This is a genomic window from Burkholderia sp. BDU5, assembly GCF_001522845.1.
GTDB lineage: Bacteria > Pseudomonadota > Gammaproteobacteria > Burkholderiales > Burkholderiaceae > Burkholderia > Burkholderia mayonis.
Genome location: NZ_LOWC01000043.1, coordinates 17,159 through 33,604, shown reverse-complemented (window position 1 = coordinate 33,604; position 16,446 = coordinate 17,159). Strand labels below are relative to the sequence as shown.

General features: G+C 67.1%; 15 protein-coding genes. 11 read left to right on the top strand and 4 right to left on the bottom strand.

Translation table 11 applies throughout. From position 1 onward, the window contains the following. Nucleotides 1–84: 84 nt before the first annotated feature. Nucleotides 85–1,008: a LysR family transcriptional regulator gene (locus tag WS69_RS08160; protein ID WP_059470284.1), complete on the bottom strand. Its 924-nt coding sequence runs from the start codon at nucleotides 1,006–1,008 to the stop codon at nucleotides 85–87. Nucleotides 1,009–1,174: 166 nt separating this feature from the next. Between WS69_RS08160 and WS69_RS08155 the strand changes: the two genes are divergently transcribed. The 7 genes from WS69_RS08155 to WS69_RS08125 all read left to right on the top strand — a co-directional run bounded on the left by WS69_RS08155 (nucleotide 1,175) and on the right by WS69_RS08125 (nucleotide 8,174). Then, nucleotides 1,175–2,452 carry a 4-hydroxybenzoate 3-monooxygenase gene (locus WS69_RS08155; protein ID WP_059470283.1) on the top strand — a complete coding sequence of 426 codons (1,278 nt, stop codon included), beginning with the start codon at nucleotides 1,175–1,177 and terminating at the stop codon, nucleotides 2,450–2,452. 154 nt (nucleotides 2,453–2,606) lie between these two features. After that, nucleotides 2,607–3,320, top strand: coding sequence for a 3-oxoacid CoA-transferase subunit A (locus tag WS69_RS08150; RefSeq protein ID WP_059470282.1), 714 nt, complete (start codon nucleotides 2,607–2,609; stop codon nucleotides 3,318–3,320). Between the two features lie 17 nt (nucleotides 3,321–3,337). Further along, the gene (locus WS69_RS08145; RefSeq protein ID WP_059470281.1) at nucleotides 3,338–3,994 is read left to right on the top strand and encodes a CoA transferase subunit B; all 657 of its coding nucleotides are present in this window, start codon (nucleotides 3,338–3,340) and stop codon (nucleotides 3,992–3,994) included. 128 nt (nucleotides 3,995–4,122) lie between these two features. Beyond that, nucleotides 4,123–5,481: a 3-carboxy-cis,cis-muconate cycloisomerase gene (locus WS69_RS08140; RefSeq protein WP_059470280.1), complete on the top strand. Its 1,359-nt coding sequence runs from the start codon at nucleotides 4,123–4,125 to the stop codon at nucleotides 5,479–5,481. Between the two features lie 12 nt (nucleotides 5,482–5,493). After that, on the top strand, nucleotides 5,494–6,279 hold the full coding sequence (gene pcaD, locus WS69_RS08135; protein ID WP_059470279.1) for a 3-oxoadipate enol-lactonase: 786 nt from the start codon (nucleotides 5,494–5,496) through the stop codon (nucleotides 6,277–6,279). Between the two features lie 15 nt (nucleotides 6,280–6,294). Beyond that, on the top strand, nucleotides 6,295–6,678 hold the full coding sequence (pcaC, locus tag WS69_RS08130; protein ID WP_059470278.1) for a 4-carboxymuconolactone decarboxylase: 384 nt from the start codon (nucleotides 6,295–6,297) through the stop codon (nucleotides 6,676–6,678). A 140-nt stretch (nucleotides 6,679–6,818) separates the two neighbouring features. Next, nucleotides 6,819–8,174, top strand: coding sequence for an MFS transporter (locus WS69_RS08125; protein ID WP_059470277.1), 1,356 nt, complete (start codon nucleotides 6,819–6,821; stop codon nucleotides 8,172–8,174). A gap of 46 nt (nucleotides 8,175–8,220) precedes the next feature. On the opposite strand, the gene WS69_RS08120 is transcribed toward WS69_RS08125, so the two are convergent. The 3 genes from WS69_RS08120 to WS69_RS08110 all read right to left on the bottom strand — a co-directional run bounded on the left by WS69_RS08120 (nucleotide 8,221) and on the right by WS69_RS08110 (nucleotide 10,398). After that, nucleotides 8,221–8,469 carry a hypothetical protein gene (locus tag WS69_RS08120; protein ID WP_059470276.1) on the bottom strand — a complete coding sequence of 83 codons (249 nt, stop codon included), beginning with the start codon at nucleotides 8,467–8,469 and terminating at the stop codon, nucleotides 8,221–8,223. A gap of 100 nt (nucleotides 8,470–8,569) precedes the next feature. After that, nucleotides 8,570–9,187, bottom strand: a complete 618-nt coding sequence (locus tag WS69_RS08115) for a LysE family translocator (protein ID WP_059470275.1) — start codon at nucleotides 9,185–9,187, stop codon at nucleotides 8,570–8,572. 152 nt (nucleotides 9,188–9,339) lie between these two features. Then, on the bottom strand, nucleotides 9,340–10,398 hold the full coding sequence (locus WS69_RS08110) for an IS630 family transposase (RefSeq protein WP_226382921.1): 1,059 nt from the start codon (nucleotides 10,396–10,398) through the stop codon (nucleotides 9,340–9,342). Between the two features lie 504 nt (nucleotides 10,399–10,902). Here WS69_RS08110 and WS69_RS08105 point away from each other — a divergent pair. The 4 genes from WS69_RS08105 to WS69_RS08090 all read left to right on the top strand — a co-directional run bounded on the left by WS69_RS08105 (nucleotide 10,903) and on the right by WS69_RS08090 (nucleotide 16,361). Beyond that, on the top strand, nucleotides 10,903–12,480 hold the full coding sequence (locus WS69_RS08105) for an ABC transporter substrate-binding protein (RefSeq protein WP_059470274.1): 1,578 nt from the start codon (nucleotides 10,903–10,905) through the stop codon (nucleotides 12,478–12,480). An 87-nt stretch (nucleotides 12,481–12,567) separates the two neighbouring features. Beyond that, nucleotides 12,568–13,521, top strand: a complete 954-nt coding sequence (locus tag WS69_RS08100) for an ABC transporter permease (RefSeq protein WP_059470273.1) — start codon at nucleotides 12,568–12,570, stop codon at nucleotides 13,519–13,521. A 35-nt stretch (nucleotides 13,522–13,556) separates the two neighbouring features. Continuing rightward, nucleotides 13,557–14,513, top strand: coding sequence for an ABC transporter permease (locus WS69_RS08095; protein WP_059470272.1), 957 nt, complete (start codon nucleotides 13,557–13,559; stop codon nucleotides 14,511–14,513). Beyond that, entirely contained in the window at nucleotides 14,514–16,361 is a 1,848-nt protein-coding gene (locus WS69_RS08090; RefSeq protein WP_059470271.1) for an ABC transporter ATP-binding protein, read from the top strand. It begins immediately after the preceding gene. The last annotated feature ends 85 nt before the right edge of the window (nucleotides 16,362–16,446 follow it).

Here is a 16,446-nt window from a genome sequence, read left to right as displayed (position 1 = left end):
TTTCATGCTTTCGCATCGAGCGTGCGCCGTGGTGCGCATTCGCGAATGCCGGGCGTGCGTTGCCGCACGCGTAACGGGCAGGCGTCACTTCGGCCATTCGTCGAGCGCGTCGTTGAACAGATCGGCGACGACGCTGCGCAGCCACGCGACGCTCGCGTCGTTGTGGAACTTGCGGTGCCAGTGCTGCCTCAGGTCGAAGCGCGGCAACGGCAGCGGCGGCTCGACGAGCATGATTGACGCGTGCTCGGTTGCGTACGCATAGCCGATCGCGTGCGGGACCGTCGCGATCAGATCGGTGCGGCTCAGGATGAACGGCAGGCTCATGAAGTGCGGCGTCTCGAGCACTGCGCGGCGCGCGAGCCGCCGCTTCGCCAGATATTGCTCGAGCACTTCCTGGCTGCGGCCTTCCGCGCGCACGACCGCGTGGCCGCACGCGAGGAACTGCTCGAGCGTGAGCGGCTGCGTGGCGAGCGGATGGCCGCGCCGAAGCAGGCAAATGAAACGGTGCGTGAAGAGCCGCTGCTGGAAGAAGTTGGTGCCGCCGAGATCCGGAAAGTAGCCGATCGCGAGATCGACGCCGCCGTCCTCGAGTGTGCGCCCGACCTCCGCATGCGACAGCGATACCGAACGCAGATTCGCATGCGGCGCGCGTTCCGCGAACGCCTGGAGCAGCCGCGGCAGGAACACGATCTCGCCGACGTCCGACAACGCGATCGAGAACGTGCGCGTGCTCTTTGCCGGGTCGAAATCGTGCGGCGCGACGAGGCCGCGCTCGATGCTCGCGAGCGCGTCGCGCGCGGCCGGAATCAGCGCGAGCGCGCGCGGCGTCGGCTCCATTCCGCGCGACGTTCGCACGAAGAGCGGATCGCCGAAGTGCTCGCGCAGCCGCCCGAGCGCGGCGCTCACGCGCGGCTGGCTGACGCCGAGCAGATCGCCCGCGCGGCTCACGTTGCGCGTCTCGTTGAGCGCGACCAGGTACGGAATCAGGTTCAGATCGAGTTCGGGCATCGGATCGGCACTATTGGATATCCGTATACAACTTATCGTCTAAATCGCATTGCTGCATAGTCTGGATAGCGCTGACAATCGATTCACTATTCGAATCAATGATCACATTACATGGGACCGGTGTAAGCGCTAAAGCGCTAACTCCGGTCGACACAGGAGACGAACAATGCGCACGCAAATCGCGATCATCGGCGCCGGTCCGTCCGGGCTGCTTCTTTCCCATCTGCTCCGCCTGCAAGGCGTTGAATCGGTCGTGCTCGAGGCGCGCTCGCGCGAATACTGCGAGAACCGGATTCGCGCCGGCGTGCTCGAGCAGGGCACCGTCGACACGCTGAACGAAGCCGGCCTGGGCGCGCGGATGCGACGCGAGGGCCTTGCCCACCGCGGCATCGAGCTGCTGTTCGACGGCTGCCGCCATCGGATCGACTTCGGTGAGCTGACGCCCGGCCGCGCGATCACTGTCTACAGCCAGCACGAAGTGGTGCGCGATCTGATCGCGGCCGCGCTCGAACACGGCCAGTCGATCCATTTCGACGTGCGCGATGTCGAGCTGCACGACGTCGCGACCGAGCGGCCATCGGTGACGTTCACGCACGCGAACGGACGCACCGAGCGGCTCGACTGCGACTACGTCGCCGGCTGCGACGGCTTCCACGGGGCCGCGCGCCAGACGATTCCCGCCGAGCGGCTGCACACGTTCGAGCGCGTGTATCCGTACGCGTGGCTCGGGATTCTCGCCGATGCGGCGCCGTCGCTCGACGAGCTGGTTTATGCGCATCACGCGCGCGGCTTCGCGCTGTTCTCGATGCGCTCGCCGACCGTTACCCGACTGTACCTGCAATGCCGGCCCGACGAGAACCTGGCCGAATGGCCGGATGCGCGGATCTGGGAAGAACTGCGCACGCGCTTTGAAAACGACAGCGGCTGGACGCCGAACGAAGGCCGCATCACGCAGAAGAGCGTGACGCCGATGCGTAGCTTCGTGTCCGAGACGATGCAGTATGGGCGGCTGTTCCTTGCGGGCGACGCCGCGCACATCGTGCCGCCGACGGGCGCGAAGGGGATGAATCTCGCGGTCGCCGACGTTCGGGCGCTGTCGTGCGCGCTCGGCGCGCACTATCGCGAAGGTCGCGACGAATTGCTCGATGCGTATTCGTCAACCTGTCTGGAACGGGTATGGCGCGCCGAGCACTTTTCGTATTGCATGACGAATATGCTGCACCCGTCCATCGACGACTCGCCGTTCGTCAACCGGCTGAAGCTCGCCGAGCTCAGGTACGTGACGCGCTCGCGCGCGGCCGCGCAGTCGCTCGCGGAGAACTACGTCGGCTTGCCGTTCGACGATGCGGCAGGCGTCGCGTCATTCGACACGGCCGCCGCCGCGTGGGCACACGGCGGGGCAATAGCGGGCGCGGCAGCAGTCGCAGACACGGCGTCGCCTTGACAATCCTGCGCGCGCGCCTCTATGATCGACGCATCGTTCGCTAATCGAATCTGAGTTCGAATTTCGAACAAATCGGATCGTCTAGCGAGGCGCGCAGCCATGCGCGAACGTGTGTCGCAGCGGGCGGCACGCGCGGATTCGCATAGGAAGAGACATGGTCAACAAGATTTTCGATTCCCTCCAGTCGGCGGTGGCCGACGTTCACGACGGCGCGACGATCATGATCGGCGGCTTCGGCACGGCCGGGATGCCGTCCGAACTGATCGACGCGCTGATCGCGCAAGGCGCGCGCGACCTGACGATCGTCAACAACAACGCCGGCAACGGCGAGACGGGCCTCGCCGCGCTCCTGAAGGCGAAGCGCGTGCGCAAGATCATCTGCTCGTTCCCGCGCCAGGCCGATTCGCAAGTGTTCGACGCGTTGTATCGCGCGGGCGAGATCGAACTCGAGCTGGTGCCGCAAGGCAATCTCGCCGAGCGGATTCGCGCGGCGGGCGCGGGCATCGGCGGCTTCTTCACGCCGACGGGCTTCGGCACGAGGCTCGCCGAAGGCAAGGAGACGCGCTTGATCGACGGCAAGCTGTACGTGTTCGAGACGCCGATCCATGCGGATTTCGCGCTCGTGAAGGCGCTCAAGGGCGACCGCTGGGGCAACCTCGTCTATCGGAAGACCGCGCGCAACTTCGGCCCGGTGATGGCGATGGCCGCGAAGACGTCGATCGTGCAAGTGTCGGAAGTCGTGCCGCTCGGCGCGCTGAATCCCGAGCACATCGTGACGCCCGGCATCTTCGTGCAGCGAATCGTCGAAGTGCCGCAGGCCGCGCATGCGGCCGAGCTGGCTGCCGAACGCGCCGCGAGCGCCGCCTGACCCCCGAGGAGAACACGATGAAACGACTGACCCGCGACGAAATGGCGAAGCGCGTCGCGCAAGACATTCCTGAAGGCGCTTACGTGAACCTCGGGATCGGCGTGCCGACGCTCGTGGCGAATCATCTCGATCCGAACAAGGAAATCTTCCTGCACAGCGAGAACGGCCTGCTCGGCATGGGCCCCGCGCCCGCTCCGGGCGAAGAGGACGACGAACTGATCAACGCCGGCAAGCAGCACGTGACGCTGCTCACGGGCGGCGCGTACTTCCATCACGCGGATTCGTTCGCGATGATGCGCGGCGGCCATCTCGACTATTGCGTGCTCGGCGCGTTCCAGGTGTCCGCGCAAGGCGACCTCGCGAACTGGCACACGGGCGCGCCCGATGCGATTCCCGCGGTCGGCGGTGCGATGGATCTCGCGATCGGCGCGAAGCAGGTGTTCGTGATGATGGAGCACCTGACGAAGCAGGGCGAAAGCAAGATCACCGCGGAATGCTCGTATCCGGTGACGGGCGTGCGTTGCGTCGATCGCATCTACACCGATCTCGCGATGCTCGACGTGACGAGCGACGGGCTCGCGGTGCGCGAGATCTTCACCGACATCTCGTTCGACGCGTTGCAGAAGCTGACGGGCGTGCCGCTCATCGACGCGACGCAGAAGGCCGCGGCGTGACGCGGCGGCGCGCGCCGTTCGCGTCGTGCGGCCGCACGGCGTATCGCCGCGGTTGCCCGAACGGACGAGTGCGCAGCGTCCGATGCTTCGGTGGACAATAAGCGCATTCCGTCTTTCCAATCGATCCCATGCTCGAAGACAGCGCCCGCCTGACTTCCCTCATCTGCGGCAGCGAGCCGCTCAACCGGATCTGGTCGCCGCGCGCGACGCTGCAGCGGATGCTCGACGTCGAAGCCGCGCTCGCGCGCGCGCTCGCCGCGCACGGCGTGATTCCGGCGAGCGCGGTGCCGCCGATCGAGGCGACGTGCGTGGCCGACGCACTCGACGCGGAAGCGCTCGCGCGCGACGCGGCGCTCGGCGGCAACCTCGCGATTCCGCTCGTCAAGCAACTGACCGCGCGCGTGAAGGCGCGCGACGCCGAAGCGGCGAAGTACCTGCATTGGGGCGCGACGAGCCAGGACATCATCGATACGGCGACGGTGCTGCAATTGCGCGATACGTTCGATTGGCTCGAGCCGTTGCTGCGCGATACGTGCGCGACGCTCGCGTCGCTCGCCGCCGCGCATCGCGCGACGCCGATGATCGGCCGCACATGGCTGCAGCAGGCGCTGCCGATCACGCTCGGATTGAAGTTCGCGCAATGGCTCGATGCGCTGCTCCGTCATCGCGAGCGTCTCGCCGCGCTGCGCGCGCGCGCGCTCGCGTTGCAGTTCGGCGGCGCGGCGGGCACGCTCGCGAGCTTGCGCGACGCGGCGCCTGCCGTCGCGCGTTCGTTCGCCGACGACTTGCAACTTATGCTGCCCGCCGTACCGTGGCACACGCAGCGCGACCGTATCGCCGAGACCGCCGCCTGTTTCGGGATGCTGATCGGCACGCTCGGCAAGATCGCACGCGACATTTCGCTGTCGATGCAGACCGAAGTCGGCGAGCTGGCCGAGCCGGCCGCGGCCGGCAAGGGCGGCTCGTCGACGATGCCGCACAAGCGCAATCCGGTCGGCTGCGCGGCCGTGCTGACCGCGGCCGTGCGCGCGCCGGGGCTCGTCTCGACCGTGTTCGCCGGAATGGTGCAAGAACACGAGCGCGCGCTTGGCGGCTGGCAGGCTGAATGGGACGCGCTGCCCGAACTCGCGCGGCTCGCGGGCGGCGCGCTCGCGCAGATCGCGCAGATCGTCGCGGGCTTGAACGTCGACGTCGCGCGCCTTGCCGAAAACCTCGACGCGACGCACGGCCTCGTGCTCGGCGAAGCGGTGATGCTCGCGCTCGGCGACAAGATCGGCCGGCTCGATGCGCATCATCTCGTCGAGCGCGCATCGAAAGAATCCGTGCGAAGCGGCCGCTCGTTGCATGACGTGCTCGCCGCGGACCCGGACGTCGCCGCGCACCTCGCGCCCGACGCGCTGCGGCAGTTGCTCGACCCCGCTCACTACGTCGGCGAGGCGCACGCCTACGTCGACGCCGTGCTCGCGCTTCACGCGAGCCGCCACTAAGGAGAGATTCCCATGCCTTTCGCTTCAGTCAACGGAGTGCGGCTGCATTACCGGATCGACCGCGCGACGCGCGCTGACGCGCCGTGGCTCGTGTTGTCGAATTCGCTCGGTGCGGATCTGTCGATGTGGGCGCCGCAGATCGGCCCGCTGACGGCGCACTTCAACCTACTGCGCTACGACACGCGCGGCCACGGCCACTCGGATGCACCGGCAGGCTCGTATACGATCGATCAGTTGACGGGCGACGTGATCGGCCTTCTCGATCACGTCGGGATCGCGCGCTCGCACTTCTGCGGAATCTCGATGGGCGGCCTGACGGGCGCGGCGCTCGCCGCGCGCCATGCGAACCGAACCGATCGCGTGGTGCTCTCGAACACGTCGGCGAAAATCGGCTCGCCGGAAGTATGGGGGCCGCGTGCGCAGAAGGCGCGTGCCGAAGGAATGGCGGCGCTTGCCGACGCGGTGCTGCCGCGCTGGTTCACGGCCGCGTTCTTCGAGCGCGAGCCGCGCCTCGTCGACGTGATCCGCGACACGTTCAATCACACCGACAAGGACGGCTACGCGGCGAACTGCGATGCGCTGAACGCCGCCGATCTGCGCGACGAAGTGAAGGGCATCGACGTGCCGACGCTCGTCGTGACGGGCACGCACGACATGTCGACGCCGCCCGACCAGGGCCGCGCGCTCGCCGCGGCGATCGAGGGCGCGAAGCACGTCGAATTCGACTGCGCGCACATCTCGAACATCGAGTGCGCGGACGGCTTCAACCAAACGCTGATCGATTTCCTGACGGCCTGACGCGAGAGCATCGAGATGAACGACGATCAACGTTACGAAGCGGGCATGAAGGTGCGCCGCGCTGTGCTCGGCGATATGCACGTCGACCGCTCGCTCGCGAATCGCACCGAGCTGACCGATGAGTTCCAGAACCTGATCACGCGCTATGCGTGGGGCGAGATCTGGACGCGCGACGGGCTGCCGCGCCACACGCGCAGTCTGCTGACGATCGCGATGATGGTTGCGCTCAATCGCGGCGAGGAGCTTGCGCTGCATCTGCGCGCGGCGAAGAACAACGGCGTCACGCGCGACGAGATCAAGGAAGTGCTGCTGCAGACTGCGATCTACTGCGGCGTGCCTGCGGCGAATTCGGCGTTCCATCTCGCGCAGCGCATCTTTGGCGAAGAAGACGCGGCCTGACGCCGCGCGACGCGAAACACGAAGCACACACCGCACGGGCGGCCCGCCGAACGGCTGCTGCCCGTGCGCGACGACATGCGCCGGCATCGCATCGGCGCAGGACGCGAAAGGCGTCGATGACAAACCCAACGGAGACAGCAATGACCGATTTCGCGCGCCAGCTCGATGTGCAGCAGTTCATCGACGAGCGGCGCTTCTCGCCCTATCAGTGGCTGATTCTGATCCTGTGCTTTTTGATCGTCGCGGCGGACGGCTTCGATACCGCCGCGATCGGCTTCGTCGCGCCCGCGCTCGGCCAGGAATGGCACGTGACGAAGGCCGCGCTCGGACCGGTGATGAGTGCGGCGCTCGTCGGCCTCGCGTTCGGCGCGCTCACGGCGGGCCCGCTCGCCGACCGGATCGGTCGCAAGCGCGTGCTGGTCGGCTCGGTCGTGTTGTTCGGACTCTTCAGCATCGGCTGCGCGTTTGCGCAATCGGTGACGGAGCTGGCCGTGCTGCGCTTGCTGACGGGACTCGGTCTCGGCGCCGCGATGCCGAACGCGACGACGCTGATGGCCGAGTACGCGCCGCACGCGAAACGCTCGTTTCTCGTCAACACGATGTTCTGCGGCTTCACGCTCGGCTCGTCGGCGGGCGGCCTCGTCGCCGCCGCGCTGATCCCGGATCACGGCTGGCGCAGCGTATTCGTCGTCGGCGGCATCGCGCCGCTCGTGCTCGGCGCGTTGTTGATCGCGTTGCCCGAGTCGATCCGATTCATGGTGCTGCGTGGCGCGCCGCGCGAGCGGATCGCCGCGGTGCTGCGCCGGATCGCGCCCGGCACGTCGTTCGACGGCGTGCGCTTCGTGCTGCCCGAAGACCGTGGCGAACAGCAGCGCTCGGGTGCGGCCGTCGTGCTGTCGCCGCGCTACCGCGCGGGCACCGCGATGCTGTGGCTCACATACTTCATGGGACTGCTCGTCTACTATCTGCTGACGAGCTGGCTGCCGACGCTGATCCGCGACACCGGCTTCACCGTGCGCGATGCGGCGCTCGTCACCGCGCTCTTTCCGCTCGGCGGCGGCATCGGCGCGATCGCAACCGGCTGGCTGATGGACCGCTTCGAGCCGCATCGCGTGATCGCGGTCACATACGCGTTGACGGCGCTGTTCGTCTGGATGATCGGGCTGCAGGCCGGGCATCTCGCGCTGCTCGCGACTGTCGTGTTCGTCGCGGGCGTTTGCATGAATGGCGCACAATCGTCGCTGCCGGCGCTCGCAGCCGCGTTCTATCCGACGAGCGGACGTGCGACGGGCGTCGCCTGGATGCTCGGCGTCGGACGCTTCGGCGGGATTCTGGGCGCGTTTTCAGGCGGCTTGCTGTTGCAGGCGCAGCTCGGGTTCGGCACGATTTTCTCGATGCTCGCGGCGCCGGCGTTGATCGCGGCGGGCGCATTGATGGTCAAGCGCACGGCCGCGTTGCGCGACGCGGAACCGAACGCGCCGACGCGGGCGGCGTGACCGGTTGAGACGACAGGCGGGGCGGCGCGGGGCGCGTTTGGCCCCGTTATTCTTCGGCGTCGTGGATCTTTGCGAAGTGGCGCAGATACGCGCGCAGTGCGGCTTCGCGGCTGCGGTGATCGGCAGGCGTCGACGCGCCCATCTCCTCCTCGTCGCCGAACAGCGCGGACGGTGCGCCGTAAGTACCCACTTCGACGCGCTCACGCAGCACGCGAATCAAGTGTGCGCGATGGCGGTATTCGGCGACCCAATGCAGGCCTTCGATCCGATCGCCTGCTTTCAGCAGTGGCTTCATCTGCGTTCTCCCGGCCGGGACGGGGTCGCGGAACAGCGAACCGGCGTCCGGAAGAACAGCGTACGCTTTACCGGATCGGATCACAACGGTGCGCCGCGTCTCAGTGGCCGGTGATCTTGGCGAACATCGGATAAAGCGACAGAACGAGCAGCGCGGCCATCGTGATGTTGAACACACGCAACCAGCGCCGGTTCGACAGGAAGCCGCGCAACCCTTGGCCGAACGCGGCCCAGACGCTGATGCTCGGCAGACCGACGAAGACGAATACGAGCGCCATCCAGACGGCGTTGCGGCCGTAGTCGGCGGAGAGCTGGATCGTCGTGCCGGCGGTCAGCACCATCATCCATGCCTTCGGATTGACCCATTGGAACGCGATCGCCTCGATGAATGTCATCGGACGCGATTTGCCGTTGTGAGCGCGCACTTCGCCGGACGTGCCGATGCGCCACGCGAGATACAGCAGATAGGCGACGCTCGCGGTCTCGAGCAACGTATAGAGGACCGGGATGCGCTTGAATGCTTCGCCGAGACCGAAGCCGACCGACAGCATCAGGATCGCGACGCCGGCGCTGATGCCGAGCATGTGCGGCAGCGTGCGGCGAAAGCCGAAATTGACGCCGGATGCAAGCAACATCGTGTTGTTCGGGCCGGGGGTGATCGAGGTGACGAGCGCGAACAGCATGCCGGCGGGCAGCGCACTGATGGTGAGGTAGTCCATGGTGATGCTCTCTTCGTCTTTGGAATTCAAGGATGACGAAGGGAGTTTAGTGGACTGTGGCGGTACAGTACCGATACAGTTTGTGGGATGGTTGCCAGTACGGGACGGGGGCATCGGCAACAACGGTTCGCACAGTTGTGTCGGCCCCTCAATTACGATGCGCCGTCTTGTAGCGGATAGCTGCGGAAACTCCATTTGAAGGGGCGCGCGGCCCGATTGTGCTCGCTGACGAACCGCTCGGTCCGCTCGCGCAGGTGCGCAGTGCTGGCGTGACTGGCATGGCGCAGCACCCGGCGGGTATAGCGCGCAAACCAGAGTTCGATCTGATTGGCCCAGCTCGCGTGCAACGGCGTGAAGTGGAAATGAAACCGGTTGCCATGCCGCGCGTTGAACTCCTGCCAGACGACCTGGGCGCGATGCGTGTTCAGGTTATCCCAAACCACGTGCACTTGTTTGCCCGGGTGCGCGACTGCCACGCGCTCCATGAAGGCGACCAGATCGTCCTGGGTGCGTCGATCGCGGCACTCGGCGAGCACCTTCCCGGTATGCGCATCGAGCGCGGCAATCAACGTCTGGGTGCCGTGACGGATATATTCGAATTCACGACGACGCAGCCGTCCTGGTGCGGGCGAGCGTTCCGGGTGCTTGCGCTCGATGGCCTGAATGCCGGTCTTCTCGTCGATACTGAGTACCACCGCGTTTCGAGGCGCCTTGCGATACAGCTTGCAAATCCAGTTGACCGTTTCGCGAAAGGCCGGGTCTGAGCTGTGTAGCCATTGCTGGACCCGGTGCGGGCGTACATGCCGGCCCGCAAAATGCGCTGTACCTGGCTGCGGCTGATCTGCCCGACGACACCGCGCTCCACGGCGCGCCACAATCTCGTCGAGCGTCGGTGTGACCCGTCCCTCAGGTTCCTGCGTTTCACACGCCAGCGCGATCAATTGCAGCCGCGCTTCGTGCGTGATGCGTGGCGGACGGCCACTTCGCTCGCCCTCGCGAATGCCTTGGACACCTTGCCGCGCAATGCGCTTGCGCCACAGGCAGACCGTTTTCACCGATACCCCCAGCTCCCGCGCAATGACCGTGTTGGAGTAACCCTCGTGCGCCCACAACGCGATTTGCGCGCGCATCACATCTCGCTGCGCAGCGGTCTTGCGCTCGATCAGCGATAGCAGTTCCTGTCTTTCTTTCCTCGCCAGCTTCACTGGCATTGCTTGGCGGCCTCGGCTCATCCCGCCATCATGTCCGAGGCGATCAATTATTCAATCTATTTATGGGATGTTGTGCTAGGGCGAACTTCTCGTTGGCCCGCCCAGAACCACCTCGCGCGCGAATCGATGCAAAACGCATGGTCCGGCGCGCGAGAACGCGTCGGTTGTGCCGAATCGACTTTTTTGTCGACGATTGCCGCGACGCGCGCCCCTTTACGATTTTCGCCAGGACGTGACGCGTCAAACCGGCGTCGCCGGAACGCCGCTCGCCGCCGGGGTTTTCGCGGACGCGCAGCAAATCGTGCTGCGCTGACCACCTAAAACGGTCGAATCATGTCGTCAAGGCGCGTCGAATCGCGACAATCGGCATTTTTTTCGATGCTTAAATCGTTTTGAAGCGCGCATCGCGGGAACCGGCACCAGCAGGCGGACCCGGACCATACGTCGGAACAAGAAACTGCTGGACACCCAGGATCAACCTTCTCATTGTTAGGAGCTGTTCGGATGAGCGACGAAATCAAACATGGCGGTTTCACGCGCCGCGACATGATGCGTGTGATGGCCGCGGGGGGCGTGTTGGCGACGGGTGCCGCAGGCGGGTTGCTGGCCGGCGCGAAATCCGCGTTCGCCGCTCCGGCGCCGAAGCGCGGCGGCAAGATCCGCGTCGCGTACGACGCGAGCTCGACCGCCGACACGCTCGATCCGGCGAAGGGCTCGACGGGCGCCGATTACATCCGTTTCTTCCTGTTCTACAGCGGCCTGACGCAGCTCGACGAGAGCCTGACGCCGCAGCCGAACATCGCCGAATCGGTGCAGACGAAGGATGCGAAGACCTGGGTCGTCAAGCTGCGCCGCGGCGTGACGTTCCACGACGGCAAGCCGCTCGCGCCCGCGGACGTCGTCTACTCGCTGATGCGCCACAAGAACGCGGCGACCGCGTCGAAGGTGAAGTCGCTCGCCGACCAGTTCGCCGACATCAAGGCGACCGGCCCGAACGAGGTCACGCTGACGCTCGACAACGCGAACGCCGACCTGCCGGTGATCCTCGCGACGCCGCAGTTCGTGATCGTCAAGGACGGCACGACCGATTTCTCGCAGGCGATCGGCACGGGCCCGTACAAGCTGAAGTCGTTCAAGCCGGGCGTGTCGACGGTCGGCGCGCGCAACGACGGCTACTGGAAGTCGGGCGCGCCGTACCTCGACCAGATCGAGCTGATCGGCATCGGCGACGCGGCCGCGCGCGTGAACGCGCTCTTGTCGGGCGACGTGCAGCTGATCAACGGCGTCGATCCGCGCGCGACGCAGCGAGTCGCGTCGACGGCGGGCTATGCGGTGAAGGAGACGAAGTCGGGCCTTTACACCGACTTGATCCTGCGCCGCGACAGCGCGATGACGGGCAACATGGATTTCGTCAACGGGATGAAGTACCTGTTCGATCGCGAGCAGATCCGCTCGGCCGTGTTCCGCGGCTACTCGGTGGTTGCGAACGACCAGCCGATTCCGCCGGGGCATCGCTACTTCAACGCGTCGCTGGCGCAGCGGCCGTTCGACCTCGACCGCGCGAAGTTCCATTTCCAGAAGGCGGGTGCGATCGGCACGACGCTGCCGCCCCTCTATGCGACGACCGACGCGAACGGCTCGGTCGAGATGGCCGTGCTGCTGCAGCAGACGGCGGCGAAGATCGGCGTGAACCTGACGGTGAACCGCGTGCCCGCCGACGGATACTGGTCGAACCACTGGATGAAGCATCCGCTCGGCTTCGGCAGCATCAATCCGCGCTCGAGCGCCGACGTGCTGTTCACGCAGTTCTTCAAGTCGGATGCGACGTGGAACGAGTCGGGCTGGAAGAACCCGAAGTTCGACCAGCTGCTGCTCGCCGCGCGCTCGGAAACCGACGAAGCGAAGCGCAAGCAGATGTACGGCGAGATGCAGGCGCTCGTCGCCGAGCAGGGCGGGATCGGCATTCCGGCGTTCATCAGCATGCTCGATGCGCACGACAAGCGCCTGAAGGGCCTCGGCTCGATCCCGACGGGCGCGCTGATGGGCTTCCAGTTCGCCGAGCACGTCTGGTGGGAAGCGTGATGCGCACGTGATGGAGCCGGCATCGCCGGGCGCCGGGCGCGCATCGCTCCCGGGCCCGGCCCGCGTCGTTTCGAAGAGGCCCCGCAGATGAACCAGACCATAGTCGAGTTGATCGGCAAGCGGATCGCGCTGACGGCGCTCACGCTGCTGATCGTGTCGGTGATCATATTCGCGATCACGAACCTGCTGCCGGGCGACGCCGCGCAGGCGGCGCTCGGCCAGTCGGCGACGCCGGAGACGGTCGCCGCGCTGCGCCTGCAGTTCGGCCTCGATCAGCCGGTCCATCTGCGCTACGGCCACTGGCTCGCGCAGGTGCTGCACGGCGATTTCGGCAAGTCACTGTCGAGCGGGCTGCCCGTCGCCGAGATGATCGACGGGCGGCTGCCGAAGTCGCTGACGCTCGCCGCGATCACGACGGCGTTGTCGGTGCCGGTCGCGCTCGTGCTCGGCATTCTCGCGGCGGTGAAACGCGAGACCGTGATCGATCGGATCGTGAGCCTCGGCACGCTGTCGCTCGTCGCGACGCCCGAGTTCCTGATCGCGACGGTCGCGGTGCTCGTGCTCGCGGTCAAGCTGCACTGGCTGTCCGCGCTGTCGTACAACGGCGAGATCGACAGCGTCGATCACGTCCTGCGCGCGTATGCGATGCCGGTGCTCACGCTGTGCGCGGTCGTGATCGCGCAGATGGCGCGGATGACGCGCGCGGCCGTGATCGAGCAGCTCGGCGCGTCGTACGTCGAGATGGCAATGCTCAAGGGCGCGAGCCCCGCGCGCGTCGTGCTGCGCCACGCGTTGCCGAACGCGATCGGTCCGATCGCCAATGCGGTCGCGCTGAGCCTGTCGTATCTGCTCGGCGGCGTGATCGTCGTCGAGACGATCTTCAACTATCCGGGCCTCGCGAGCCTGATGGTCGACGCGGTCGCGAACCGCGATTTCCCGCTCGTCCAGGCGTGCACGATGATCTTCTGCTTCGGCTATCTCGTGCTCGTGCTGCTCGCCGACCTGTGCTCGATCGTCTCGAATCCGAAGCTGCGGACATGACGAATCCCGGACCCCTTTCGACGGAGACGCGGCCCATGAACCACGCCGATCTGATTCAACGCAGCAGCGCCACCCCCGCCGACGGCCGCGAGCCGTCGTGGAGCGGCGGCGCGCCGTCCGGCGCGCCCGCCTCGCGCGCCGCGCGCAAGCCATTCGCCGCGCGGCTGCGGCTGTCGAAAGGCGGCTGGGTCGGTCTCGCGATGGTGAGCATCGCGCTCTTCGTCGCGGTGTTCGCGCCGTGGCTCGCGCCGCATTCGGTCGGCTCGATCGTGTCGACCGACGTGTTCGCTCCCTTCAGCGCGAAGCTGCCGCTCGGCTCCGACTACCTCGGCCGCGACATGCTGAGCCGCATCGTCTACGGTACGCGCCTGACCGTGCTGCTCGCGCTCGCCGCGGCGCTACTCGCCGCGATCACCGGCACGTCGCTCGGCCTGTTCGCGACGGTCGCGGGCCGTGCGGTCGACGAGACGATGAGCCGCCTGCTCGACGCGATCACGTCGATTCCGTCGAAGATGTTCGCGCTGATGCTCGTCGCGGCGTTCGGCTCGTCGCTGCCGCTCCTGATCCTGACGGCCGCGATCAGCTACATGCCCGGCTCGTACCGGATCGCGCGCTCGCTCGCGCTCAACATCAGCACGTACGAATACGTGCAGGTCGCGCGGGCGCGCGGCGAGCGCCCGGCCTACATCGCGTGCGTCGAGATGCTGCCGAACATGATCCACCCGATGCTCGCCGATACGGGCCTGCGCTTCACGTTCGTCGTGCTGCTGCTGAGCGGCCTGAGCTTCCTCGGCCTCGGCGTGCAGCCGCCGTACGCGGATCTCGGCTCACTCGTGCGGGAGAACATCGCCGGGCTCGGCGAAGGCTCGCCCGTCGTCATCATGCCGGCGCTCGCGATCGCGATCCTGACGGTCGGCGTGAACCTGCTGATCGACGGCCTGCCGCATCGCGGCCGCCGCAGCGACGCGGCAGGCGCCGCAGGAGAACACTGAATGAACGTCGATCGCGACAATCTCGTCGAGGTGCGCGGGCTGCGCGTCGTCGTCGGCCGCCCGGGCGAGCCCGTCACGACGATCGTGCACGGCGTCGACTTCGACGTGCGGCGCGGCGAAGTGCTCGCGCTGATCGGCGAATCCGGTTCCGGCAAGACGACGATCGCGCTGTCGCTGATGGGCCATGCGCGAAGCGGCTGCCGGATCGCGGGCGGTGCGGTCCGCATCGGCGACGCCGACGTGCGAGCCTTGTCGGACAAGGCGCTCGCGTCGCTGCGCGGCCGCAAGGTCGCGTACATCGCGCAGAGCGCGGCCGCCGCGTTCAACCCGGTGCGCACGATCCTCGATCAGGTGATCGAGAGCGCGCTGATCCACAAGACGATGACGCGGCGCGCCGCCGGGGCGAAAGCGGTCGAACTGTTCCGTGCACTCGCGCTGCCCGAGCCGGAGAAGATCGGCGCGCGCTATCCGCACCAGGTGTCGGGCGGGCAACTGCAGCGGCTGATGGCCGCGATGGCGCTGATCACCGATCCTGAGCTCGTGATCCTCGACGAGCCGACCACCGCGCTCGACGTGACGACGCAGATCGACGTGCTGCAGGCGTTCAAGCGCGTGATCCGGCAATGCGGGATGACGGCCGTGTACGTGTCGCACGATCTCGCAGTCGTCGCGCAGATGGCGGACCGCATCGTCGTGCTGAGCGACGGCCGGATCCGCGAGATCGGCGACACCGAGCAGATCCTGCACGCGCCCGCGCATCCGTATACGCAGAGCCTGATCGCGGCGGTGACGCCGACCGATTTCGAGCGCGCGGCCGCGCAGGCGAAAGCCGACGCGGGCCCGCTCCTCGAAGTGCGCCGCGTGACCGCCGGCTACGGCCGCAAGGACGGCAACGGCCGGCCGGCGAAGACGATTCTCGACGACGTCGATCTGAGCATCGGCCGCGGGCAGACGGTCGGCGTGATCGGCGAATCGGGCTCCGGCAAGACGACGCTCGCGAAGGTGATCGCGGGCCTCGTGCCGGCCGCGGGCGGGCAACTGCTGCTCGACGGCGAACCGTTGCCGAGCGACCTGGGCCGCCGCACGAAGGAGCAATACCGGCGCATCCAGATCGTGTTCCAGAACGCGGACACGGCGCTCAATCCGGTGCATACGGTCGAGCGCACGCTCGCGCGGCCGCTCGCGTTCTATCACGGGATGAAGGGCGAGCGCGCGCGGCGGCGCGTCGCCGAGCTGCTCGAGCTCGTGCGGCTGCCGGCGTCGATCGCCGCGCGCCGCACGGTCGAGCTGTCGGGCGGACAGAAGCAGCGCGTGAACCTCGCGCGCGCGCTCGCCGCCGAGCCGGAGCTGATTCTTTGCGACGAAGTGACGTCCGCGCTCGACACGGTCGTCGGCGCGGCGATCATGGACCTGCTGGGCGATCTGCAGCGCAAGCTCGGCGTGTCCTACCTGTTCATCACGCACGACATCGCGAAGGTGCGCGCGATCAGCGACGACATCGTCGTGCTGTACGCGGGCCAGCGCGTCGAGACGGGCAGCCGCGAGGCGCTGTGCGCGCCGCCGTTCCATCCGTATTCGCATCTGCTCGTGTCGTCCGCGCCCGAGCTGCGCGCGGGCTGGCTCGACGACGCGACCGAGCGCTGCCGCCGTCCGCTCGCGCCGATCGGTCCCTCTGCCGGCAACCCGGAGCTGTGCTCGTTCCTGTCGCGCTGCGCGGTGCGGATCGACGGCGTCTGCAATCAGGCGACGCCGTCGCTGCGCACGCTCGACAACGGCGCGCAGGTGCTCTGCCATCGCAGCGAGGCCGACCTGATCCGTTTCCAGGCGCCGCCCGCGGGGCGCTCGTGATGAGGGCGGCGCGTCCTGAAGCGCGGCTTCGGGTGGTCTTTCCTGTCGCCCGGCGGGCCGCGCCTGCCGGGCATCAATGAGCAAG